At 50.1% G+C, this 23303-nt stretch carries 17 protein-coding genes; 7 read left to right on the top strand and 10 right to left on the bottom strand.

The genetic code is table 11. The features are described from left to right. Positions 1 to 22 precede the first annotated feature (22 nt). The gene (locus H6F93_RS10015) at positions 23 to 454 is read right to left on the bottom strand and encodes a hypothetical protein (RefSeq protein ID WP_190680322.1); all 432 of its coding nucleotides are present in this window, start codon (positions 452 to 454) and stop codon (positions 23 to 25) included. A gap of 155 nt (positions 455 to 609) precedes the next feature. Between H6F93_RS10015 and H6F93_RS10010 the strand changes: the two genes are divergently transcribed. Then, positions 610 to 906: a nucleotidyltransferase family protein gene (locus H6F93_RS10010; RefSeq protein ID WP_190643576.1), complete on the top strand. Its 297-nt coding sequence runs from the start codon at positions 610 to 612 to the stop codon at positions 904 to 906. Between the two features lie 182 nt (positions 907 to 1088). After that, positions 1089 to 1292, top strand: a complete 204-nt coding sequence (locus H6F93_RS10005) for a hypothetical protein (protein WP_190680320.1) — start codon at positions 1089 to 1091, stop codon at positions 1290 to 1292. Between the two features lie 4 nt (positions 1293 to 1296). Here the strand turns inward: H6F93_RS10005 and H6F93_RS34605 are convergent, their stop codons facing one another. The 3 genes from H6F93_RS34605 to H6F93_RS09995 all read right to left on the bottom strand — a co-directional run bounded on the left by H6F93_RS34605 (position 1297) and on the right by H6F93_RS09995 (position 4032). Continuing rightward, positions 1297 to 1419, bottom strand: coding sequence for a hypothetical protein (locus H6F93_RS34605; RefSeq protein WP_277882837.1), 123 nt, complete (start codon positions 1417 to 1419; stop codon positions 1297 to 1299). Between the two features lie 133 nt (positions 1420 to 1552). Continuing rightward, positions 1553 to 3133, bottom strand: a complete 1581-nt coding sequence (locus H6F93_RS10000) for a GUN4 domain-containing protein (protein WP_190680318.1) — start codon at positions 3131 to 3133, stop codon at positions 1553 to 1555. 365 nt (positions 3134 to 3498) lie between these two features. Further along, on the bottom strand, positions 3499 to 4032 hold the full coding sequence (locus tag H6F93_RS09995; protein ID WP_190680316.1) for an REP-associated tyrosine transposase: 534 nt from the start codon (positions 4030 to 4032) through the stop codon (positions 3499 to 3501). A gap of 682 nt (positions 4033 to 4714) precedes the next feature. On the opposite strand from H6F93_RS09995, the gene H6F93_RS09990 reads away from it, so the two are divergent. Then, the gene (locus H6F93_RS09990) at positions 4715 to 4957 is read left to right on the top strand and encodes a hypothetical protein (protein ID WP_190643580.1); all 243 of its coding nucleotides are present in this window, start codon (positions 4715 to 4717) and stop codon (positions 4955 to 4957) included. Between the two features lie 268 nt (positions 4958 to 5225). Then, complete coding sequence (locus H6F93_RS09985) at positions 5226 to 5684, top strand: type III secretion system chaperone family protein (protein WP_190680315.1); 459 nt, start codon at positions 5226 to 5228, stop codon at positions 5682 to 5684. Here H6F93_RS09985 and H6F93_RS09980 read toward each other — a convergent pair. Beyond that, positions 5662 to 6243 carry a TIGR04376 family protein gene (locus H6F93_RS09980; RefSeq protein ID WP_190680314.1) on the bottom strand — a complete coding sequence of 194 codons (582 nt, stop codon included), beginning with the start codon at positions 6241 to 6243 and terminating at the stop codon, positions 5662 to 5664. The two genes, H6F93_RS09985 and H6F93_RS09980, sit on opposite strands and share 23 nt — an antisense overlap. 340 nt (positions 6244 to 6583) lie before the next feature. On the opposite strand from H6F93_RS09980, the gene H6F93_RS09975 reads away from it, so the two are divergent. Both H6F93_RS09975 and H6F93_RS09970 read left to right on the top strand, forming a co-directional pair. Then, positions 6584 to 8038: an ammonium transporter gene (locus H6F93_RS09975; RefSeq protein ID WP_190680313.1), complete on the top strand. Its 1455-nt coding sequence runs from the start codon at positions 6584 to 6586 to the stop codon at positions 8036 to 8038. 12 nt (positions 8039 to 8050) lie between these two features. Continuing rightward, entirely contained in the window at positions 8051 to 8470 is a 420-nt protein-coding gene (locus tag H6F93_RS09970; RefSeq protein ID WP_190680310.1) for a hypothetical protein, read from the top strand. A 125-nt stretch (positions 8471 to 8595) separates the two neighbouring features. Here the strand turns inward: H6F93_RS09970 and H6F93_RS09965 are convergent, their stop codons facing one another. From H6F93_RS09965 to H6F93_RS09945, 5 genes are all read right to left on the bottom strand, one after another. Beyond that, on the bottom strand, positions 8596 to 11481 hold the full coding sequence (locus H6F93_RS09965) for a glycoside hydrolase family 10-like protein (RefSeq protein ID WP_199313610.1): 2886 nt from the start codon (positions 11479 to 11481) through the stop codon (positions 8596 to 8598). Between the two features lie 750 nt (positions 11482 to 12231). Beyond that, the gene (locus tag H6F93_RS09960; protein WP_190680308.1) at positions 12232 to 14880 is read right to left on the bottom strand and encodes a DEAD/DEAH box helicase; all 2649 of its coding nucleotides are present in this window, start codon (positions 14878 to 14880) and stop codon (positions 12232 to 12234) included. A 160-nt stretch (positions 14881 to 15040) separates the two neighbouring features. Then, positions 15041 to 15700: a hypothetical protein gene (locus H6F93_RS33335; RefSeq protein ID WP_199313609.1), complete on the bottom strand. Its 660-nt coding sequence runs from the start codon at positions 15698 to 15700 to the stop codon at positions 15041 to 15043. 120 nt (positions 15701 to 15820) lie between these two features. After that, positions 15821 to 18931: a phosphoenolpyruvate carboxylase gene (gene ppc / locus H6F93_RS09950; protein ID WP_190680306.1), complete on the bottom strand. Its 3111-nt coding sequence runs from the start codon at positions 18929 to 18931 to the stop codon at positions 15821 to 15823. Positions 18932 to 19153: 222 nt separating this feature from the next. After that, positions 19154 to 19360 (bottom strand): hypothetical protein, encoded by a 207-nt coding sequence (locus H6F93_RS09945; RefSeq protein WP_190643587.1) that lies wholly within the window; start codon positions 19358 to 19360, stop codon positions 19154 to 19156. Between the two features lie 527 nt (positions 19361 to 19887). Here H6F93_RS09945 and H6F93_RS09940 point away from each other — a divergent pair. Then, positions 19888 to 23298, top strand: a complete 3411-nt coding sequence (locus H6F93_RS09940) for a DUF1574 domain-containing protein (RefSeq protein WP_190680304.1) — start codon at positions 19888 to 19890, stop codon at positions 23296 to 23298. The last annotated feature ends 5 nt before the right edge of the window (positions 23299 to 23303 follow it).

The following is a 23303-nucleotide window of genomic DNA, read 5'->3' as shown; positions in this document are numbered from 1 at the left end:
GAGAGAAGCGCTTAGCCTTTCCCTAAAACCTACTGCTAGTCGTGCGAATAAAGTACTCAGACGTATTCTCACTTGGGGTACGAAATAGAACAAGTTCGTAGCCATTGTCTAGCGAATAAACTCGATAAACTGCCTCTGAGGGAGTTAACTGCTGGTTGCGGGGAATTCCAGCATTCTCAGGGAAATATCCGCCACGATTCACAATCGTGTAGCCGTCGAGAATAGCGGCAGCAGTATTCACCATAGACTGAAAGTCACCCGTAAAGTTTGGGTCAACCTGAAGGTCAGCCAGGGTACCGTATGACAAAGTGTTTGTGCCTTGTTGAGCAAATTCTCTGAGCTGCACAAGCTGCACAACACCACTCCGCAATTCTGTTTGGGCGATCGCCGTTTGACCCAAAATGGTCAGAGAAGCAACTGCACCTACTAACCCAACTATCATCCGATTTTTCATGCCTAGCTCCTAGTCATCTATAAAACCAAATTACCTTGAAGCACCACTTAAACCAGAGGTGAATTACAACATCGATAACTCTTATAGATGTAAATTTGACTCAATTAGTTTCCGTAATACTGAGAAAATGGGCTTAGGCGTTGAAGAATTACTGGATGAGCAGCGATTACCCAAAGGGGAACTGCTTCGCACCGCAAATTCTCGCTATTGCCGAAAAACATGGAGCTTACAACGTGCGGGTATTTGGCTCAGTTGCACGGGGAGAAGCAACAGAAAGTAGCGATATTGACTTTCTAGTGGATTATAAACTGGAGAAAATAACTCCCTGGTTCCCGGTTGGGCTAATTCATGATTTGGAGAATCTGCTGCACCGCAAAGTAGATGTTGTAACAGCAAAATCGCTGCACTACTTTTTGAAAGACTGTATTCTTCAAGAAGCTGTCTCGCTATGAAAGATTTAAGAGTTTACATCATTCATATTCGAGATTGCATCACCAGAACGGGCAAGAATTGTAAGGTACGTCTAGCCTTTTTAGAATTTGAAAACACAACATATCGTGATCTCGATCGCTCTTAACTAACCCGAAGATAAGTTAGGTTGGCTACGGAAATTACGGATAAAATGTGAGTCGCGATGGAACCTTTAACCGCAACAGTAATCGCTACTCTCATTGCCACCAAAGCTTTTGAGAAGACGGGTGAGCAGCTTAGTGAGGGAGTTTGGAAGTTGGTAAGCAAATTTCTTAGTGCGCTGAGGCGAAAGGATCAGGCAACCGCAGCGGCGATCGCAACGGTAGCAAAAACCCCGGAACTGGCAGAGCAAACGCCAGCTATCTAGAATACTATGAGCATGAGGGTATCAGTCCGCCTTCACCAGTTTTTGCTGAGGTTGCTTGATGAGGGTCGGTCGCCTGATTCATTTGTGAGTGGCGATCGCCCAAAAGTAATTCGATTAGTCGCAACATTAAACTCCTCGTTCCCGAACTCTGACCAGGGATGCTGCCTTTGAGGCTCTACCTCATGATTTAGAGACGGAGCTTCCGTAGGGTAGGTTTTGCCGTTGAGCTTTGGCTCTATCTAGGTTTATCTGCTAAACGTTTATCTGCTACAGTTTACAAGTCTCGATGCGAGAGAAGAATACCCTATTCCTCCCTTTCCCACCCACAACCACCAGTAGGATGGGAGGTATCCCCTTTCTCCAGATGAGGTGCTATATGTTACACGAACCCATTGTTTGTTCTTTCGCCAGCCAACGCGATCGCCAAACTTCTTAAATGCCTCCCTATGATACTGTCCGTCTGGAAGGCCGCCACACTCCAGATAAATTTCTTTTTGTACACTAAAGCCAAACTTGCCGTTGCTGTACTTCACCCAGAGAGAGTCAATGGTCTTCAAGTCCGTGCACGGAAAGTTCAAAAGCTCATCTGGGTCAAACCAATCACCCTCATTTTTGCCTACTGCCCGAATCATGACCTTGTAAGTTTCCTGGTCTGCCTCTTGCCACCTCTGGGCTTTCAACAGGTCGCGCAACAGGGTGTAGTCGATTCCTCGTTCTGAGCTGAGGTCATCAGTTATAGATTCTTGAGCAATTGGCTCGTGCTTTAGGACTGCTGCGCTCTGCTGTTTCAGAGATTGTTGTTTAAGGGCTTCTGCTTGCCAGGTCATCCCCAAATCGGGAACTTCCCCTTTAAACAGGTCAGCTAAACTGTCTAGCTCCGCCGTACCAACTTCTGACCCCGCATGATCTACAAATCGTGACGGACTAGAAGGTTGCCCCAGATTCAGGTCTGCTGCATTCTGCTGTTCCAGAAATTGTTGTTTGAGGGCTTCTGGTTGCCGTTGTTGCTCCTGCTGTTCTGCTACTTTTTGGGCAATAATCGGTGCTTCAACCTGAGCAATGTTAGTGTCACTCAGTTTCAGATGGGTCTGCACCAGCTTCAAGTCAGCCCGAACTTTGTCATTAAACGGATAGCCGTATTGAGCGATCGCTTTCATCAACAATTGACGATACCGCTCTAACTGTTGAGGATTAGCAACAGGGTTGAGGATGCCTTGTTTGATTGCCTGTACCTCTGCATCGGTCAGCCCTAATTCTTGCTGCAATTCGTCTAGCAAGAATTGCTCACCCAATGAAATCTCACCATCAGCTGCAAATTTTTCAAATCCCTGGCGATAGAGCGCGATCGCAATATCTTTTTGCTGCTGCTCTCGTAGCTTTCTGCGGTGTTCGATTAAACCTTCCACTACTTGTCGAATTTGTTGGGTGACAAACTCAAAAGCTTCATCCCGATCAGAAAAGCTGGTTACGGGTTGGGCATTTTTAGGAACAGCCTGAAGCTTACTAAAAGGAGCACCTCTCCAGTCAGCCCTCCTCAAAATGACTGGAATCACGCAAGCTTTACCCGAATCGTGCAACTCCATAGCCCGTTTAATCTCAATATCCCAGCAATATTTGGAGGCAATGAAGTCTGAGCTAATCAGCAGCAGAATGATATCAGCGGTATCTTGATTGACTGTGATCTGGTGATCCCACTCATCCCCTGGCAAAATTTTGCGATCGTGCCAGCTTGCAATTAGCTGTTGATGCTCCAGGATTTTCAAGTGGTTGCCAAGCTCATCCCGTAACGCTTCATCTTTATGCGAGTAAGAGAAAAACAGCTTCAGCGCTTCTTCCACCACAATCTCAGTCTCTTTCAGCGAAGATAAATTCTGCTTTTGACTTAATTATAAGGTTGGTTTATGGGGTTTAAGAAGGCAGTCGCCTGATTCTATGCAGCAGAATTAAATGTAGGATGGGCACAGGGCGATGCGAAGCAGTTCCCCCTTTGGGGTAATCGCCTATGCCCATCCCTCATAATTGACTCATCCTGATGGGCAAGCTTTGCTTGACCCATCCTACTTTGACTCAAGTTAACTAGGGCGTTTAGATCTCGATCTCCCAATCTTCAACCTGCAACCCTTCCACCCGTTCAAACTCGCGTGTGTTTTCTCGTTTCCAAACTCCGCCTGGAAATGCTACCCGGAGGCTCTGCCTCCACCTTTCATCAAATCTCTAACTGCACAATCGGCAAAAGTCCCTGCTGATCCAGGTAATCCCGGTAGCTTGAATAGCGCCAATGTGCCGGATCATCGATATATCCTCTACGGATAGGATTCTGATGCACATACTCCAACTTCTGTTGAAATATCTCTGCCGTCAACAGGGCTTGTGGATGCGACCCCTCCTGCCAAATCTGGTAATCTAGCCCGGTTTTGTGGAGTTGCTTATAGAACGCAAGTTGAGACAACCAGTGCCGTCTGTTATTTGCCTTGAGCCAGTCAACAATAGAACGAGCGGTAAAGGATTTGAATGTGCCTATTTCTTTTGACAAGTTGCTGGAGGATGCAATCAGATGAAGATGGTTTTCCATAATCACATAACCGTGTATCGCAATACGGTGGTGAGTGTGTAGGAAAGTGAGAGAATCGAGCAGAATTTGAACTAACTCTGGATTGCTAAACAAGGGAAGCCAGTTGACCACAGTACAGCTCAGGAAATGAGGCTGTTTGTCTAAAAAGCGGTAGCGGCTACGTCCCATTGGCAGTTCTAGTGATTGAGGATGAGGCAGAGCCTCATGATCAGCATTTCCAGGCGGAGCCTGAGAATGAGGGGATAGGAGGAAATTTCAAACTCGTAAATCTGATTCTGAGTTTGTGAATTAGGTTTTGAACTCAAAAACTTGATTTAGAACTTGAAAACCTTATTTTGAGTTTAAAAACCAGGTTTTAAAGTCGCAAAACTTGATTTAAAACTTGTAAATCTTGTTTTGAATTTAAAAATCAGGTTTAAAACTTGCAAAACCTTGTTTTGAATTTAAAAACAAGGTTTTAAACTCTTAAACCTGTTTTTGTTTACAATTTCAAGCAAAAATACCTGCGCGAAGGGCGATCGCCACTACCATTTCCTCAAAAACTCTGTAACTTTCCACCTTGACGAGATACCGTCTGCTCAGATATGCTGTCACGCTAAGGTTGTCTTTTTATACGCAAACAACCTCACTACGCCCAAAAATCTAGCGCCGCTCAAAGCTGTTGGCCCAGCAATGAGCGACTAACCCCCAAACTGAAACGGCAGTCTGGCGGCTAACGGAGAATTTTAACACTCCCCTAGCCACCCCGACTTGTGATGTCAAAAAAGCGTTGCTAACTTTCATCGGCAGCGCGTGCGGGGTGGCTAGGTTTTTGGGGTTTCCTTGCAAACCCTAAACGGAGTCACAACTGATGCCTGAGTGTTTTCTAGATCTCAACTCACCAACCGTTGAGAACACATCTCCTGCTCAATTCCCTGAGCGCGAACGACTGCGAGTTCTCATCATCGGCTCACGCAATGGTGTAATCGAAACGATTCACGATTTACATGGACGTGGCTTTGCCGAAGCGGGAGCGTGGAGTCCTCTGTTACCCGCTCCCAGTTCCGGTGAAGTGATGAGCATCTTGACCCGCGATCGCAGACCAGAAAGGTAAAAAAAGGAAGGGCGATCGCCTCACTAATCATTAAGACAACAGCCTACAGCGGCAGGTTAATCAAAAGGTAAAACCTTAACTCACTGCACAGGTGAAACTGGTTAGCTGCCCGTGAGCTTCAATGATTTATTTGGCGATCGCCAGTCCTAGTTCAAAACTGTTGCCCAAAAATTGTCTAGTAGGGTGAGAAACTCTGTCCACCCAGGCGATGTTAAACCAAAGTAAACATTTGTAAACTAAGAATATAATCTCTGCACCTCACACCCTTATGGCAATCTCATTTGTCAATCACGCCCAAGAGTTGACCTACAACCGCACCTTAGACTACCTCAAGTCCAGCATGTTCAAGGACTCAATGCATGTCCTGGAAGACGAACCTAAGTTTAATCTGCTCTACAAAGAAACAACGCTGATTGAGGTAGAGGTGCTGCCCTGGGAGATTCATCCCTGGGAAGACTCGGAGGTGGCGATCGTCAGAGCCTCCAGCCATATCACCGTTGGCAGCACCGTAGATGCTGATTTGATTCAGTTTTTGCTATCCGAAAATCGCAAAATGCGGTTCGGTGCATTCCAGCTTGACGAAGCGGGACAAATCCTATTTGTCCACAGCATTTTGGGTGGCGAAAACATGGATTTGATGGAGTTAGAAAGTTGTCTGCTGTCGGTGGCGGCGATCGCCACCCGCTACGACGACATCATCACCGCTACATCCCCATATTCCGCTTAAGCTGCTGCAATTCCTCTTCTGTTTCCCACTGTTGAAAACTTTTTTCTAGTGGGTCATACGCCGTAGAAGTACTGCTAAAGCTGTAATCTTGATTCCATCCAGTGGTCTGCCAGCGTTGCTCAGCTTGCTGAGTGGCGCGGGTTGCCTGCGCTTCTGCCACTTTCGTCTGCACTTCCTTACGCCGAAGCTGAATTTGCCGCTGTAGCTCAATGGTTTGCTTACTGCGATCTTTGAGTACTTCCATTTGTCCCCAAAGCTGGTTTCCTTGACTCAGTAGAGCCGCTTCCCTTTCTTCCGCAGGTTTTACTAGGTCAGTTCTTCCAGCATTTTTTGCCTTCTCAATCCGAATGTGCCAGCGCTGCACTTCCTGAGCCGTTTCCAGGATTTGATCTTGCAGCCGCTTTTCGCGCGATCGCAAATCTGCCAACAACCGAACTGTTTCTTCTTCCTGCTCCCGCAATTTTTCTTCTAACGCTTGCAGTTCCAGATGCGGGTTGTTGCGTAGAAACTCCTCCAGCCGAGTTTCTAAAAACCGACTGAAATCCTCAAATACGCTCATTATCAGGAGTCCCTTGCTAGCAAAACTGCCTCTTCATCCTAGCAAGCTACCCCTACTGAAACATAATTCCAATGGAGCAGAATAAACATCCATTCATGCATCCGAGAGTGCAATTTTTTCTCTAGGTTCGGTAGTAGCAGCTACAAACTTGTTATAACAATGGCGGCAAACTAATCCTCAAACTTACTCACCGTAACCTTTAAATCATCTATCTGGAGTTGCAACTTTGCTCACTTCGGAAATGTTTTGGTGTTGGAGTATCGGTTCTCCATCGGCGAAAACATATCCAAATGAGGCAATCCCAGACCAGCCAATATTTCTTGAAGGAGCGAAACCGCTGATGTTTTCTGATGCATTGCTTCTGGCACAAGTTGCCATTGAGGATTTGCCAAAATCAACTCAATTTCTAGAAACCTTTGTTGCAGAATCCTACTACTACTGGGCTTCTGTATTCATGCTGATTATCCATGCAGGTTTCCTTGCCTACGAAGGGGGAGCCTCCAGAACCAAAAACGTTTTGGCAACGATGGTCAAAAACTTGATCACGCTATCGAGCGTAGGTTTAGCGTTTTTCTTCTTCGGCTGGTGGGTTTACAATGCCTTTCCCCTATTTCCAGTCACTGGCGGAATCTTAGGCCCGTGGACAAATCCAGAAGCCAGTGAAACCATCGCCGCAGCAATGGTCTACGTAGAGGCTTCTTACCCCTGGTCGCCAGCCCTTGGACCTAACACAGCCGACCATCTCACCGGAGTATTCTGGTTTGCTTTTGCGCTGTTTGCCATGACGACTGCCTCCATCCTTTCGGGTGCCCTGATTGAGCGGGTCAAGATTGGCGCATACATCGTCATGTCAATTGTCTTAGGAGGCTTCACCTGGGTTGTGGGAGCCGCCTGGGGTTGGAATTATTTTGGCTGGTTGTTTAACTCCTTTGGCTATCACGACTTTGGCTGCGCTGCCGTGGTACATGGGATTGCAGGTTTCTTCACGCTAGGCGTGTTGATCAACCTCGGTCCAAGAATTGGAAAATATGATGCTCAAGGAAATCCTCGACCCATTCTGCCGCACAACTTACCGCTAACAATGGTGGGGCTGTTACTCATCTTTGTGGGTTTCTATGCATTCCTCGCAGCTTGCTTAATTTTCTTACCCGGCTACTCTGCAGAGACAACTATTTATGGCACACCGATGACACTGGCATCGATTGGTGTGAACACCACTTTGGCACTAGCAGCAGGAATTATAGCTGCCTACATTTCCTCTAAAGCAGATCCGTTTTTCACCATCTCAGGCGGCTTAGCTGGCATCATCTCGGCAGGTGGCGGCATGGATCTCTACCACCCAGCTCTGGTTATTATCATTGCTTTCATCGGTGCCTTCATCATGCCGAAAGTAGCGCTTTTCGTCGAGAAAGCTGGCATTGATGATGCGGTAGGAGCCGTTGGGGTACATGCCTGGTCTGGACTGTTTGGTTCTGTAGTTGTCGGCATTGCAGCGGCAGGATTTCCTCAAGGAGAGTCAGTTCCAGCAATCAATTTGGGTGGACAAATTCTGGGTGCGTTTATCTGCACAGTTCTGCTAGGTTTCATCCCCGGATATGGCACAAGTTGGATTCTAAAGAAGCTAAATCTACTGCGGGTCTCCCGGCAAGAAGAAATCGAGGGATTAGATCTGTCGGATCTAGGCGTTGAGGGCTATCCAGAGTACGCCATGATGTCTTATGTGACGCAGCAAATACCTACTCCAACTGCCGCAGGACGACCAGTTTCCGGTTCTACAGAGCTAGCGCCTGAGTAAGGAGGAATAAAAATGATTAGTCCCTTTGAGACTTTTGAAGAGTTTTCTGCAGCAGAAGGTCCAATTTACACCTTTGCGAACAGTCCGGCTGTCATTGGTATTTTGCTGGTTATTTGTTTATTAATTTCGCTCTACTTTGTCTATGCTTCTTTTGTAATCAAGAAAGGAGTATCGACTGGACACAATCCCATGTTTTTGGGAATTGTCATTGCAACAGGCGCACTTTCACTGGCGGATCAGGTGTATGCCAATCATATGAGGGAGGGCAATCGCCCAACTGCCAGTATCACCCAGCCTGAAAAACCTCATGCAAGCCGCAACTTTCAACCGCTTGCCCTATTGGGGTTAGTGAGTGGCGGAGCAGCAACCCGTCGCCGCAAAAATCGTCGTCCTCACCCTTCTGCTGCTATTCGTAAGCGTAGAGTTCGCTAATTCTGTAAACCTGATTTACTTCTTTCTCACTAAAAGAATTAGGGATGCACCCCCGCGACGCGGGGGTGCATCCCTAATTCTTTAAAGGGAAGGAGGAAAGCTTTGCCTTCCTCCTTCTTTTTAGTTCAGGGAGTTGAAGTAGCCTGAGTCGTTGAGGAATTTCTTTGCTCAATCACCACCCTTTCCCCATAATTCAGCAACGTATCTAAAACGGCTAGTCGGTTTTCCCAAGTGCTAATCCGGTAGCTGTGGTTTAGCGACTGCAAATACATCCACCGATTGAAATTAGAACGGAAGCTGTTTAACTGCAACCTAGCCCGTTCTAACTTTTGTCGGGAGGGCTGATCCGCTAGCTCATTCAGCGCTAGTTCCAGAGCTTCTGCCTCGGTGCGCCATTCCTCAAGCTGCTGGTCGCGCATCCAAAGCTGCCCGTTTTCTAGTAAATAGCTCCACTCCCGCTGCAAGGCGTTATATCGGGTTACTGCTGTGGCAAACGGCTGACGATAGGGAATGGGGGTATCAGTTTCGCCCTGAGTCCGGCTGAAAATGCCTTGCAGATTCTCGTTCAGATTCTCAACCGCAAATAGGGAATAGCCCCCGGCGGGCAGGTCACGCAAGGCCTGAATCTGGTCAAGCGCAGCTGACTCAGGCAGATTAAGCAGGCGAATTGCTGGCAATACCAGGATGGAACCTAGATCTGCGTCTGTGTCTAACCAGGGGCCAGCTAGCCGCTGAAGACGGTTGGTGTCCATTGCGTAACTCATAGGCACGATCAGATCAACATCGCCGCGCCGCGCCCAAACTTCCCAGTTCTGCTGAATCTTTTGCACCCGCTCATGTTCTGACATGGAAAAGACCGCAGCCGATAAAACCAGGTCAGGGTTGCGTTGCCTCAGTTGGCGGGCGGTATCTGCAACAAATGAGTTAATCTGCTCGGTGCGAAAGTCTGTCCACTGCTGCCAAAGCTGGCGATCGCTGGGTGAGATCTCAACTGGGTCAACCCCTGTCAACCGCTGAAACTGCTGACGAGCAGCCAGTCCATAGCCATAGCTGCGACCAGCGCTAGGGTCTTGAAAGGGATAGCGAATGTAGTCAAGCTGCAAGCCATCCACGTCATAGCGCGTCACGATTTCATCATACAGGCGCAGCAAATATCGCCGCACCGCAGGGTTAGCAGGATCTAAAAAGGGTTTGCCCTGCCCCGGCGGAAACATACTGCCCCGGTTGTCATAATTTGCCCAATCGGGATGCGCTGAAATTACTGGACCGGGATAGTCTGCGGGTTGGTTGAGTAACGTGTTGTGCGGACGATTGCCTGCTGCAAACGCCCATACCCAAGCGTGTAGCTCAATGTCGCGTTCGTGCGCCAGATCGACCGCTTCTGCCAGAGGGTCCCAATGACGGGTGAGTGGGTTTTGCTCAGGCGCAACGTCGCTGGGGTAAATGGGATAGCCCGCATTCACCGTTTCAAAGAAGACGGTATTAATTCCAGCGGCAGCGAGGCGGTCAAAGATTTGCTCTAGCCCACGTCGCGAACCTGCTCGCACAATCGTGCCTCGGTCAAGCCACATAGCGCGAATTTCGGGCTGTGCTGAGGGGCGATCGGTGGGGAAGTTTTCCCACAAGATTTCTCTGGCTCGAAGCCACTGCCGTCGTGCAGTTGCATAGTCTCGTGCCGCAACAAGCTGAGGAAACTCTTCCAGAATTTGCTGCGCTTCACGCACCGTTTCATTGACCGATTCACCGCTGCTAGACAGTCTCTCCGCAAGAACAGTGCTGTCGGCGCTGGCAGTCAGCACAGGATTACTTCCAGCGCTATTCGTAGCAGCATCAACGTCTCTCAGACTGACGCTGCTGTTAGCTGAATTTGCTGACAGCAAAGCGCTTTCAAATCGACCAATCAGATTTTCTAGCTCCTGACGCATGGCGATCTCCTCCAGCGTCGTAATCGGCAAAGCGCTCATTTCAACCGGCACACCTGCGGGGGCAACCTGTTCAGCCGGGTCTAAAGAGTTAGGAGTGACAGGACTAGGAGAAGGCGATCGCCCTGGGCGTGTGGGGTTGGGAGCCATCTCAGCGATAGGGGAAGCTGGAGTCTCTGCGCGAGATGAAAACTCGGCTGGAAAGTTAGCCTGATCGGGTTGATTAACGGCTGATGGGGCAGGAAGTGCTTCAGCCGACATCGAGGCGACATCGCCATGACGACCCAGTGCCGCCCGCAACCAGGTGCTATCCAACGCAACTGAGCCGGAGCTATCCCCGCCCCAGTGCCAGCCTAGAAAGGTGGTTCGCTCTGTAATCACCACCGCTGGAACTGTATCTCTGCCGCCCGTTGATTGGGAGTGCTCAAACCAACCATTACCCGCAACATTCTTCCAGGTGGCGACCGTCTGACTCGACAACCCATCGGGAATAACGGCTGCTCCTAGGACAGAGCTTGATGTTTCCGCTTCATTCACCCATGCCTGGTTTGCGTCAGAAGTTGGCTCCAGCGCAGCAGGCTGCTCAAGCTGAAAGCCCCAGTAGGCTCCCAGGAGCGATCGCAACGCCTGCTGTACCCCATAAGACGAAGAGCTACCTACCGGGCCGCTGACGATCAGCCTGCCGCCCCGATTCATCCAGGACTCTAAGGCTAAAAGCTGCGCCGACGTAATCGTCTGGACGTTGGGCAAGAAAATTACCGTAAAGCCTTCCAGGTCGGCAGCTCGCTGCACCTGCTGCAAATCGATCACTTGATAGGGCAGTTCTGCGGCTTGCAGCCGAGTTGTCACTTGATTCCACTGGGATGCATTGTCTTGACTGCGAACAACGCCCAGTGTGAGGGGCTGCGACCGCCGTGCCTGTGCTACACGAGAACTGGGTGCCGTCCCAGCCTGAACGCTCAACAACAGAGTGGGAGCGTACAACAGAGTTCCAGATAAGGTTCCGGCTAAAACTCTCTTCCATCTGGCAGTACGATGGTTGCGCCGCGCTTGGGTTTGACGGAGCGGCTGACTAAAGCGATGAATCAATGAAACTTACTCCTCACGTCCAAATGCGGTCAACACCTTGCAGAAGCATGGCTAAATTCGCTGGCTTCCTGCGCTCGGAATCCATCTAAAACTCAATTGGGCTTTTGAATGATTGAGTTTTGGAATGGTGATCTGCAGGGCACGAATAGGGTCTTAGGCTTCAGTTAACTGATTGAACCAAATATGAAGTTGCTTAAAGGATGATCTCATATTTAGGCAACCGGTCTATCCGCCAAAAATACTAGATGGTGAACTAGTCCATACAAAGCTAGCCACAATCAGTGAAATTTGTGAGTAGCTTGGTGGCAGAGAAGTTATTTCAGGAAAGTCATAGTTGGATATGTCCCTGATACAAAATTTTACTGGGGTAGAAAGTTTAATCAGGAAGCTAAGCGCTTCATTGCGGCAAAGTGAATAATTCTTTTGATTGTTCCCATTGCAGCAGAGTAAATAAGCCTTGAGCTTGTCGTCACTTATCCTATCGTTTCCGCTTTGTGCTGAAAACCCTGCAACCTGTCGTTACATATAATCTTCACTTAGAGTAATCTTCACCTACCGCGCTTTGCGCTTGAGCAGGTTTAGTTTTTTGCTGTGTACCTTGCTGAGCGCAGCACACAGCAAAAAATTTGTAGCTTAGGCAATTAAAAAATCCTATGAAGGAATCAGTTCTGCCTTAAGTAAGAGGAATGGAGTAAAGCTTTGCGACTAGGGGTACAAAGCAAAGCCTCGTCATCCGGCATCACCACAAACTTACTCAATTCCCTCATTCACAGGGAATCGATCGATTAGCTGAATCGCTCGGTTAGCGTTGGCTCTCAGCGCACTGGGAAGGTGGGGAACATGGGGGATTTGGGAAAGAAAATCGAGGGTACGGCGGAAAATTCGAACGATGTCGCCTTCGTCCAGACTCGTGTTGGTGCAAAGCTCTGCCCACTCTACACCCAATGCCCACTGCTCGACCAAAGCAATCCATTCCAGCTCTAGCCAGACGGGTAGCGCAATCTGATAGCGCCGCTGAAGCTGAAAAAGCTGACGACGAATGCCTCGCAGTCCGCTGAGTGCTTCTTCAACGGTTGGCGAGAGATCATAGCGAATCCAATTGTCAGGACGCGATACCTCTGTGACTAGGGCAGCACAGGCAGTGGCCAGATGGTGAGGGTCTAAGTCGTCGAGTTCGCCGGATGCTAGAGCAAGCCCTAGCCAAAGTTCGTTGTCTCCCCGAATAGCAGCGGCGACCTGTCCCATGGGAGTGGGGGTAACTTCTTCGACACAGCCAAAGTGCCGCAAAATTTCTAGCAAGCTGAGAAATTCTTGCCAGTAGCGCTGGGATTGTTTGCCGAGTTTGCCCTGCCGATCGCCAATTTCATCCTGTATTCGCTCAATTCGGTGCTGCCGTTTGAGCAGTGCCGTTGGGTTACCCCATTCCTGTGCCGGGTGACTTTGAATCTGAGCCTCAACCATTTGAACTCGCTCTAGCTGTGCCTGGATTTCGGGGGCAACGTCAAGCATAGAGGGGGGTTGGGGAATTTTGGTGGCGATCGCCTCTGTTTCCTCATTGCCACTGCGGCTCTGCCCCGGTTTAGGTGGCATTTCAGCGGGTGGGTTGAGGTGGTCTACGCCTGCCAATCGGGGAAATTCACCGTGCAGCCCGACCACATCAGCAACCGTAACCACATACCAGCGATTGTCTTTACCCAGGCAAACCAGGTAGGGAAACTGACCTGCCCCAGGCACTTTGGTGACTAGCACCGCAGGCAAGGGAGACGACACGGGGACGTGTTTTCCCTTGAGGCTGAGAACCGTTCCGGCGATCGCAAAGGATAGCGCTGTGCCAAGTTCACTTGCCTGCACTTCCTGCGCCTGCTGCTGCAAAATTTTGAGCAAACGGCGTTCTTCTTTTAGCCGTTCCTGAAGTTTTTCGTAGTTGACAAGCAGAGTGCTATCAAAGGCGGCTAGCTGAGCCTGATGGTGTTCTAGCTCAGCAAAAAGGTCAGCGATCGCCTGCTGCTGGGGCTTCAGGTGTAGCGTTGCCAAATATTGCCCAAAACTGCGCTCAATCAGGTCTTTTGCTTCTCCCAGAGTGTGCGTTTGCAGCAGATTTAGCACCATGCCATAGCTGGGCGTAAATTGGCTAATTAGCGGGTCTGCCCCTGATGTCGCCAGATAAGCCGCTTCAGATGCGCCTTCAAAACGGGTTTGCACCGTCACCACATAACCCAATTCATCCATGCCGCGTCGTCCTGCCCGTCCTGCCATTTGCAGAAACTCGGAAGCGTTGAGCAGACGATGACCACGATCGGTACGTTTTGACAGGCTAGAAATAACCGTGGTGCGGGCGGGCATGTTGATTCCAGCAGCCAACGTCTCAGTGGCAAACACAACCTTGATTAGCCCTTGCTGAAACAGTTCTTCAACTAAACCTTTCCAGGCTGGCAAAATTCCGGCGTGGTGAGCTGCGATTCCGCGATATAGCGGCTCGATCTGCCCGCTACGACCGGCTTCTGGGTTGCGATGCAGGAAGCTATCAATTTGGGTTTTGAGCGCTTGTGCCTCTGCCTCATTCACCAGCGACATTTGCTGTAGCTCGTTGACGGCAGCATCGCATCCCTTGCGGCTAAAGATAAAGTAAATAGCAGGCAACATATCTCGCTGCTGAAGCTGGCTAACGACATACGCCAAACTAGGAGTATCCTGCCGTCCTCGTTGTTTGCCTCTGTGCTTAAGGTTGGGGTTAATGCTCTTCTGGTTGCGATTGAGCAGCGGGAACAGCCCTTTGGGGTTGCAGAAGTGAAACTGCAACGGAACTGGGCGGAAGTCTGAATAAATTAGCTCGGTTGGTCCGTGAACGCGATCGATCCAGTCGGTGAGCTGATCGCTGTTGGCAACGGTGGCAGACAGGGCGACAAGCTGGACTTCGGGCGGGCAGTAAATTACAGATTCTTCCCAGACCGTCCCGCGTTGGCGGTCGTTCATGTAGTGGCATTCGTCCAGCACGACTGCTTCTACATGGGTGAGGGAAACGCCAACTTCACCAATTGGCGTACCGTAAAGCATGTTGCGGAAGATTTCGGTGGTCATCACCACAATGGGGGCATCCCGGTTAACGGAGACATCTCCAGTCAGCAGCCCGACTTGTTCCGCACCAAAGCGATCGCGAAAGTCTCGCAATTTCTGATTTGACAAGGCTTTGAGTGGCGTAGTGTAAAACACTCGCTTACCCTGCTCTAGCGCCCGATGAATCGCATATTCACCGATTAACGTTTTCCCAGAACCCGTAGGCGCACACACAACAACCGATCGCCCCTCGTTTAGGGCGACGATCGCTTGCTTCTGAAAGTCATCCAGCTCAAACGGAAATAATGTTTCTAGATCAAGTTCAACAGAGTTTTGAAGATTCACTGGCTCAAGTTCCGGCACAGTATGGCAAAGAAATAAGGTGGGGCGATCGCAAAATTGCGTTCTTAACTTATATCAATTCATCTCAATGATGACATTCTCTAGAGACTTCCTCCAAAAGTGCATACTTAAACAAAGGATTCAGATTAATCAGTCTTTACCCTCAACTTCCCACCTGCACAATTCGCCACGCCTGCTCGATCGCCCTCTCTGAGAAGCCCAGTTCGACCAAAAGCTGTTTTGCCTGAGCCAGTGTGATGTTTTGAGTTGCTAGGGGATGCGATCGCGCCGTCACTTTAGCCCATTCCTGCAGTTCGGGGGAAAGGATCTGCGCGTGAGCGGAGCTACTAGACGGCAGTTTAGGAAGGTTTTGGTGATCGGAAGTTGCCGCCAGCAGAATCAGAAGGCACTGAAGCACCTCTCTTTGCATTTGAGTCAGCTTCAGATCTGAGGAAAGCGGAACTTCTACACCTGTGTTTCCTAGAGTTGTCGTGTCAGGTTCATTAGCCTGCAAAGCAGATTCATTAGCCTGGACAGAAGGATTTGCAGCATCCATAGGCGCTTCTTGCTGCGGCTTGCGAGTTGCCAACCCACCTGCAAAGCCACCTAAAACCATACCCGTCCAGAGTCCGGTAAAGCTGCCCTGCCACGCGGCTCCGGGAGTGACCCAGGCTTCACAGATGTTTCGCAAGCCCCAGGGTTGAGTTTGACAGCGCTGGGTCTGAGCGTTGACACTCATCTGTCCACCGATCAAAAAGCCAAACGCTCCCGATGCCAAAGCCACAAAGGTACAGATCAAGGTTCGCTGAGTGGGCAGGGGCACCTTTTCTCTCCTGATGACGCTGGATTGATTTTAGCGGTTCTATCTTAAGCCATGTCATCGCCATATCAGCCGTGCGATGCGCGACTGACATAGCACACATCCATTTTGCGTTTATCTGAATCAGCCTGTGTTTCTCATGCCAGCGGCAATCCCGTTGATGGTGAGTAGTGCGCCGCGCAGCAGTTCGCCCCGACTATAGCGAGAGCGAATCACACCGGAAGCTGCATGGGTTTTGTGCTGCCGCAGACGCTTGAGCAGGGAGACTTGCAGGAAGCCTAACGGTACGATGGTGCCATTGCGAAGCTGAACCGATCGCTGAAGTTCGGGGTCGCCATCCAATAGGCGCTTGTGTCCCGTGATCGTCAGAACCAGATCGCGGGTGAGGTGAAATTCGGCAGCAATTTGATCAAACACCTGCTGGAAGCGATCGCGATCTTCAGGATGAGTCAACTCTCGCACATAGTGACTGGCGATCTGCAAATCTACTTTGGAAAGGGTCATCTCACACTTAGAGATCACCATTTTGAAGAAAGGCCACTTGTAGTAGAAGTAGCGCAACAGCTTCAGGTTTTCCTCGGGTTCCTCTGCTAGAAAGGACTGAATTGCAGTGCCTACACCGTACCAGGAGGGCAACAAAAAGCGGGTCTGCGTCCAGCTAAACACCCAGGGAATGGCTCGTAGACTAGACAAATCCTTTTTGCCGCCGCGTCGGGCTGGACGAGAACTAATTTGCAGTTGACTGATTTCTTCAATCGGTGTGACTTGATGGAAGAAGTCAATAAAATCGGGCTGTTCGTAGATCAAGTTGCGGTAGTGAGAACGCGATCGCGCCGCAATTTCTTCCATAATTTCGTGCCAAGGCTGAATATCATCAAAGCCATTTCGCAACACGCTAGCCTGAATCACCGCAGTGGCGATCGTTTCCAGGTTGTACAGAGCCAGTTCTGGCAGATTGTACTTGGAGGCCAGCACTTCGCCTTGCTCAGTAATCTTGATTCGCCCGTCAATACTGCGTCCGGGCTGCGCCAAAATTGCTTCGTAGGCTGGGCCGCCACCTCGACCCACAGAACCGCCCCGTCCATGAAAGATGCGTAAGGAGATGTCGTAACGCTCAGCCACCCGCTGTAATGCCTGTTGCGCCTTGTGGATTTCCCAGTTGCTGCTGAGAAAGCCAGAATCCTTGTTGCTGTCAGAATAGCCCAACATCACTTCTTGCAGCGACAGTGACTGGGTTACCGAAGCTGAGCTTTCTTCCTCTTCTTCGTTCTGCTTGTAGCCTCCTGATAGATAAGATCGGTAAAGCGGCAACTCAAACAGGTGTTGCATTACCCCTGGGGCCCGCTGCAAGTCTTCAACCGTCTCAAACAGCGGCACGACCTGAAGATTACCAGATCCGGTTGAGGGATCGTAAAGTCCAGCTTCTTTAGCCAGCAGCAGCACTTCGAGTAGGTCACTGACGTTGTGGCTCATGCTGATGACATAAGTTTGGCAAATTTCTGCTCCAAACTCTTGATGCAGCTTTCGCACCATGCGGAAGGTTTTAATCGTTTCGCAAGTCTTTTCAGAAAAGGGCAGTTCCGTTGGAATTAGGGGACGACGAGTTTGCAGTTCGGTAGCTAGCCAGAGCGATCGCTCCTCCTCCGACAACTCGTTGTAAGCGCGAGGCAAGATTTGTAGATAGTTGCCGATTTCGTCCAACGCATCCGAGTGGCGTGAGCTTTCCTGACGAATATCTAGATAAGCCAGGTTAAACCCGTAAATTTCCACCTGACAGATTAAATTTTCCAGATCCTTGCAACTTAGCCCCGTCTCCTCCAGGTTGCGCTGGATCAGCCGCAGTTCTGCCAGAAAATCTGTACCAAAGCGGTAAATTGCAGCCGGGTTGATTTCTGGAATTTCATCCTGGAAACAGTCGCCTTTATAAAGCTGAAGGCTGCGATCGCGCGTATTCTCTAGGCGTTTTTGAATGTAAGCCAGCTTTAGCCGATAGGGTTCCTGCCGATAGCGAATTGCCAGCTCATCGTACACCTCTGGCATCTGCATCTGGTCTTGCTCCAGCGACTCCAGCAGATCTGGCAAAACATCACTCCAGTGCAGGGACAGACTCAACAAATTCGTCAGTTGCTTGATCGACTGAACATACTTCTCCAGTACCAGATTGCGCTGATAGCAAGCTGTCTTCCAGGTGATTTGTGGAGTGACAGAAGGATTTCCATCTCGGTCAGAGCCAACCCAGGAGCCAAACTTGCAGAAGTTATAGCTAGGCGGCCGTAACCGTGGAAAAGTAGTGTGCAGCGCATGGCGAAACCGCCGATAGAGTTGGGGAATCGCATCAAACAGCACTTCCTGGAAATAGTGCAGCGTGTAGTCTACTTCATCCAGGACCGTCGGCTTAAACTGGTGCAACTCATCCGTGCGCCACCACAGGCGAATTTCCTCGGTCAACTGTTCACGTAGGGTTATCGCTTCCCATGAAGACGCTACCCCAAATGCCTGTAGACCCTCTTCTGCCTGGTCAAGCTGCCGCAAAATTTTAGCAATGCGTCGCTGTTTGTCGCGAATGGTATGACGCACAATTTCGGTCGGGTGAGCCGTGAAAACGAGCCGAATATCTAAATTGTCGATCAGCCGCTGGATCTGCTGAGGCGGCACATTGAGCTGCCGCAGTTTTGGGAATAGCCCCTGGAGACTGGCAGATTCTCGCCGTGAGGAAATTTCTTGCAGGCTCTTCTCTAACAGGTCTGCCTGGGGTCCACCACTTTTCGTTTCATCGGCTTGTGGCAAAAGAGAGGATTCGGCAGCAAAACCCGGAATCGTCTCTCTAGCGCCATTGGCATTTTCATAAGCGGCTCGATATTGCTGTTGCTGTCCGCGCTGCTCATAGTGTTGCTCAACGATGTTGATTAACTGAAAGTAAAGCGCAAAGGCCCGAGCAGCCCGAATTGCTTCATTCAAATCAAGCTTTTCGACGACCTTTAAAGCTTCAGATTCGACGGACTCGGGAGCTTGTCCTTCGGGGGAGCACATGTCCCGCAGCTGGCGCAGCAGATCGACAAGCTGCTGACCGCATTCTTGCAAGAGAACAGCCTCCCACAAATCTTCTACGACCTTGAGGCGATGACGTAGAAACAGATCTGAAGTAGAGGTCAGCGCAACGGGCTGTTCTGCCTTTGATTCTGTTGCTGTGCCGGAACTAAAAGCATCATCAGATGAGTGGAGTGTTGAACTCATAGTCTGTCCTGGCAAGAATACTCGATAATTCTATGGGTTTTAGCGGGATAAATTCTAGTTTTTCAGCATAAGAAACGGTATACGCCATTTTCCGAAATAAGTTAATCCTGAATTCGGAGGATTGAACTCAACAGCTTGTTGCATCAAAAGCTAATCCAAGCCTGATAGCAGATTCTTCAGGCTTGGCAATCCCAAATGTGTCAATACTGACCGATCGCAGATTTAGACTTCTGTTACATCTACGTCAGATTTATCTGCAGTAGTAGAAAAGTCAAGCACAGGCAATCGATCGCCCCGAAACACCTCTTCGCTTGCCTGTCCTAGATCTTGCATCAACTCAGCCAGTGCTTTACCTGCTAATAGACCGACTAGTAAAGGTGCTGTAGCTAACCCAAGCAAAAGTTCTGAAGAAATTTTAAGGTTCAACATATTATTATCTAAGCCAACTGTTTATCAGAGGAAGAATGGTCAGGGAAAGATTTGTGGGCGATCGCAAGTTAGTCTACGAAATAGTCAACGAAGTTGATCGACTGGAGTTAATCTGCTGAGTTTACAAAAATTGCATTCTCAATTGCCTTCTCCAAGATTCTGAAGCGTGATCGATAAGATCAGACTAGATAGCAAAGCAAAACCTCTATTCAAGGCTTGGGAATCGGACTGTAGAAAACTCAAGGAGAGAAGAGTTGGTGCTCAAGCGACTGGAACTACAAGGTGTAGTTAAACCTATGCTAGAACATTGCCAAAAGTTGAGATTACTGAATGGAGCACAGCTTCACAACAATTCTGCAACAGACCAGGCTTCACGGGGGGTTAGCGGTACTAGAGCGGTACAGATTTCGTGGCTCGGTCAGTTTAGAACTGTTGAATTGACCTGCGTGAGAGTATGCTATCCCTGAGAGCAAGATTATTAGAAGTTTTGAATCGGTTAAGACTAGTAAGACTAACGTAACGTTCTGATGGCACATCCAGTAGACGCATCTCGTTCAAAAGGGCGATCGCCCCTGGCTCAGTGGTTTCATCAGACGATTGAGATCCCAGTTCGGACTCAGTTTCGGCTGCGGGGCAACAGTCTCTATATTCTCTGTGAAGGATTGCCTCAGACCGAACGAATAGACACCCTAATTCGCCTGGTCAAATCGCTCAAACACACCGACCTGAACAAGCTGGTTCCAGTTGATCAGCCGCAAATTTACCAAATCTCACTGGATGGTCGAGTTGCAGGACAAAATCGCCCTGAATGGACGTTTACGATTCATCTCAATCAGCTTGACCAGCATCTTGAAGCGCTACTAGCAGAAAAGTATCCCCCTGCCCCAGAAAGCCCTCCCGAAGAGCAGCATCCCTCTCAACCCGTCCCCCTAGAACCTGCTCCTGTTGTTCCTGAATTTTCGACGCTGCCCAGCAAGCTGGCTGAGCCAGTTCGCAAGTCCTCCGCTGCCAAATCTAGCCCAAACTCAGGCTCAGGAATATCAGGGCGAACTTCGACGGTCTTGAAGCCACCCGTTTCTGCTGCAAAGCGTTCGGCGATCGCCATTTCAAATCGCAGTCTAGCTAAGCAAGGACAACCTGATGCGATCGCCCGCTATTTAAGCGAAACCCTCAGTGCTCAAGGGGTTGCAGTCAAAGTTCACGTTAAAGCCAGCCCCTACTCCAGCCGTGCCGCCACTTCCATTCCTGCTGCAGTGACGGCAATTCCGGCTCACCCTGCCCAGCGACTCTGGATTACCTGTGAAGCGGCTTACAGTCCTTCTCCTTCCCTCATTGCCGAACCGATCGCCAAACTACTGCGAGACTTGCAGCTAGAAGGATATCGAGATGCGCTGACCAGCATTCAGGTGCAGGGAGAAGCGAAACCAGATTGGGTCTTGCGCGTAGACCTGACTCCGCCCGAAGAAATGCTGCGAGAGTGGGCGCGCTGGGGAGACGTCGAGGCGATAACCCGACTGGTTAACCGGGCGCTGGTAGAGTCAAACATTCACGTTGCGACGGCTTCGCTAAAAGAGGCAACGCTGCATCTGTCTTTCAGCTATTCTGAGAAGTCTCAGGTGGCAGTTGGCGAAACGGCTCCCAACCAGGAAGCGATTAATGCGACTGTTGGACCCCTGTTAGCGACTCTTGCCCCTCAAGGCATTCACGCTGCGACAGTTTATGGTCAGGTGCCAGGACAGGAGGCTCCTGCCTGGGTCAACTGGCTCAATTTGCCTGCGGCGGAGCATCCTGCCCTGGCTGAATCGACGCTTGATCTGGCTAAGCAAGGCGATCGCCCCGCAATTGCTTTCTTGCTCAGCCGCTTGCTCAACCCCGATTTAGACCAGCAGCTCGCAACAGGCGGCATTCGGCTCCAGGTTTTGCTCAAGCAAGATCTGCTGCACATTATGAGCGATGCCCCGGTTTGCCCACAGCAGCAACAGGTTGGCTCAGCGATCGCTCGCTTCTTGCGTCCGTTAGAAATTCCCGGCATCACCGGAGTGCGTGTCTATGGACGGCGATCAGGGCAAAAGCGCCCGCGCTGGAGCTATGGGGCTGACTTTAATTTGCGCGATCGCCTGGTGCCCGAAGCGGCTCCAGAGTTTGCTGCAACCGATGCGTATGTAGGCGACCTGATTACCCGTTCCGACGACCTGATCATCCGTCCAGACCTGACCCCGACGGATATTCAAACCGCCTGGACAAAGCTACGTCAGGAAGCCGTTCAAGCCGTTCAGCAGACACTCCTGCGCTCTCAGTTTTTCATTCCTCAAGAGGGCGCAGCGCTGCATGACACCAGCCCAGCCCGGCAAGTTGGCATTGCCCTGGTTTGGGGAGCGGTCGGCTTGCTGTTGATGGTGCAGGCAGATTGGATGCTGGGTCGAGTCCTGCAATCGGCTCCTGCGTCTGTTGTAGAAGCGCGATCGCCCGAATTACTTGAATCCCCAGATCTTCCCGTTACTCCACCCGTTGCCGCATCTCCTGATGCTGTTCCTCCTGCATCTACTCTGCCAACTGTGGCTGTTGACGCACAAGCGGATGCAGCAGAACCTTCACCTGCAGCGGGCGAAGATGCTCAGGACCAAGATGCTCAGAATATTTTTGATACTTCCAGCTTTGTCAGTGCAGCAACCCAAGCTAACCCTGAATCAATCGAGCCAAACCGTTTATCCAGCAACTTACCCAGCAATGGGTCAGCTAACCTACCCAGTAGCGATCCAGCCCCACTGATTAGTCCAGACATGGCGCTAACCTTTGCGGATGGCTCACCCTACCCCACCTTCAACAGTCAACAGTTTGATCAGAAGATTGCGCTTTATCATCAGCGGTTGGTCGAATCCGGACCACCTGATGTTTTAGTGATTGGCAGTTCCAGGGCATTGCGAGGAGTTGATCCGGAAGCACTGCGGCGATCGCTTGCAGAACTTGGCTACTCCGACATTGAAATATTTAACTTTGGTGTCAATGGCGCAACCGCTCAGGTGGTCAACCTGATTCTTCAGCAAATGCTAACCCCAGACCAATTGCCCAAACTGCTGTTGTGGGCAGATGGCGCTCGTGCGTTCAACAGCGGCGGCGTTGATGTCACCTACGACGGAATTGTTGCCTCAGAAGGCTATCGCCAGATGATCAGCGGCGCTTTGCCCAGCCCGACCTCTAGCAGCTATCGATTTGCGGGTAACGGCATTGGAGTCACACCGCAGGCAGGCGGCATTGCTGCAACCCTGACCGCAAACTATCAGGCATTTGACCGCTGGCTCAGTCAGCGAGTAGGAACCGTTTCGACCGTTTATCAGGAACGCGATCGCCTCAAATCCCTCTTTCAACAGCAGGTCAGCACCCTCCTGCCAGAAACCGAACCCATTACAGCCATTGGGGTGATGACCGAAACAGAACCCTTGGGAGGGGAGCAGCAAAACAGCCCTCAAACCGCAAATGCCGATTCTCAAGGGCTGATGGATTTTGATGGTTTCTTACCCCTTTCCATTCAATTTAATCCAGCCACTTACTACCAGGAATACGCCAGAGTTCCTGGAGACTATGACAACGATTACGAATCCTTTAGAATTGCGGGCAATCAGGCAGAAGCACTGCAATCCCTACTACAGTTCACCCAATCGCGCAGTATTCCGATTGTTTTTGTCAATTTGCCCTTATCTCAGGAGTATCTTGACCCAGTTCGGGCAGGCTACGAGCAAGAATTTAAGCAGTACATGCTAGAGCTATCTGTGTCTCAACCCGGATTCATCTTCAGAGATCTGGGACAACTCTGGCTAGAGCAACATGCTTACTTTTCTGACCCCAGCCACCTCAACCGCTATGGAGCTTACGAAGTCTCTAAGCGACTTGCCCAAGACCCACTCATTCCCTGGGCAAACCCTGCACAAGCCTTAGAGTAAAAAAT

This window comes from Leptolyngbya sp. FACHB-671 (assembly GCF_014695745.1).
GTDB lineage: Bacteria > Cyanobacteriota > Cyanobacteriia > Elainellales > Elainellaceae > JAAUTN01.
The sequence above is the reverse complement of the archived record's forward strand: the minus strand, read 5'-3'. Positions and strand labels throughout refer to the sequence as shown.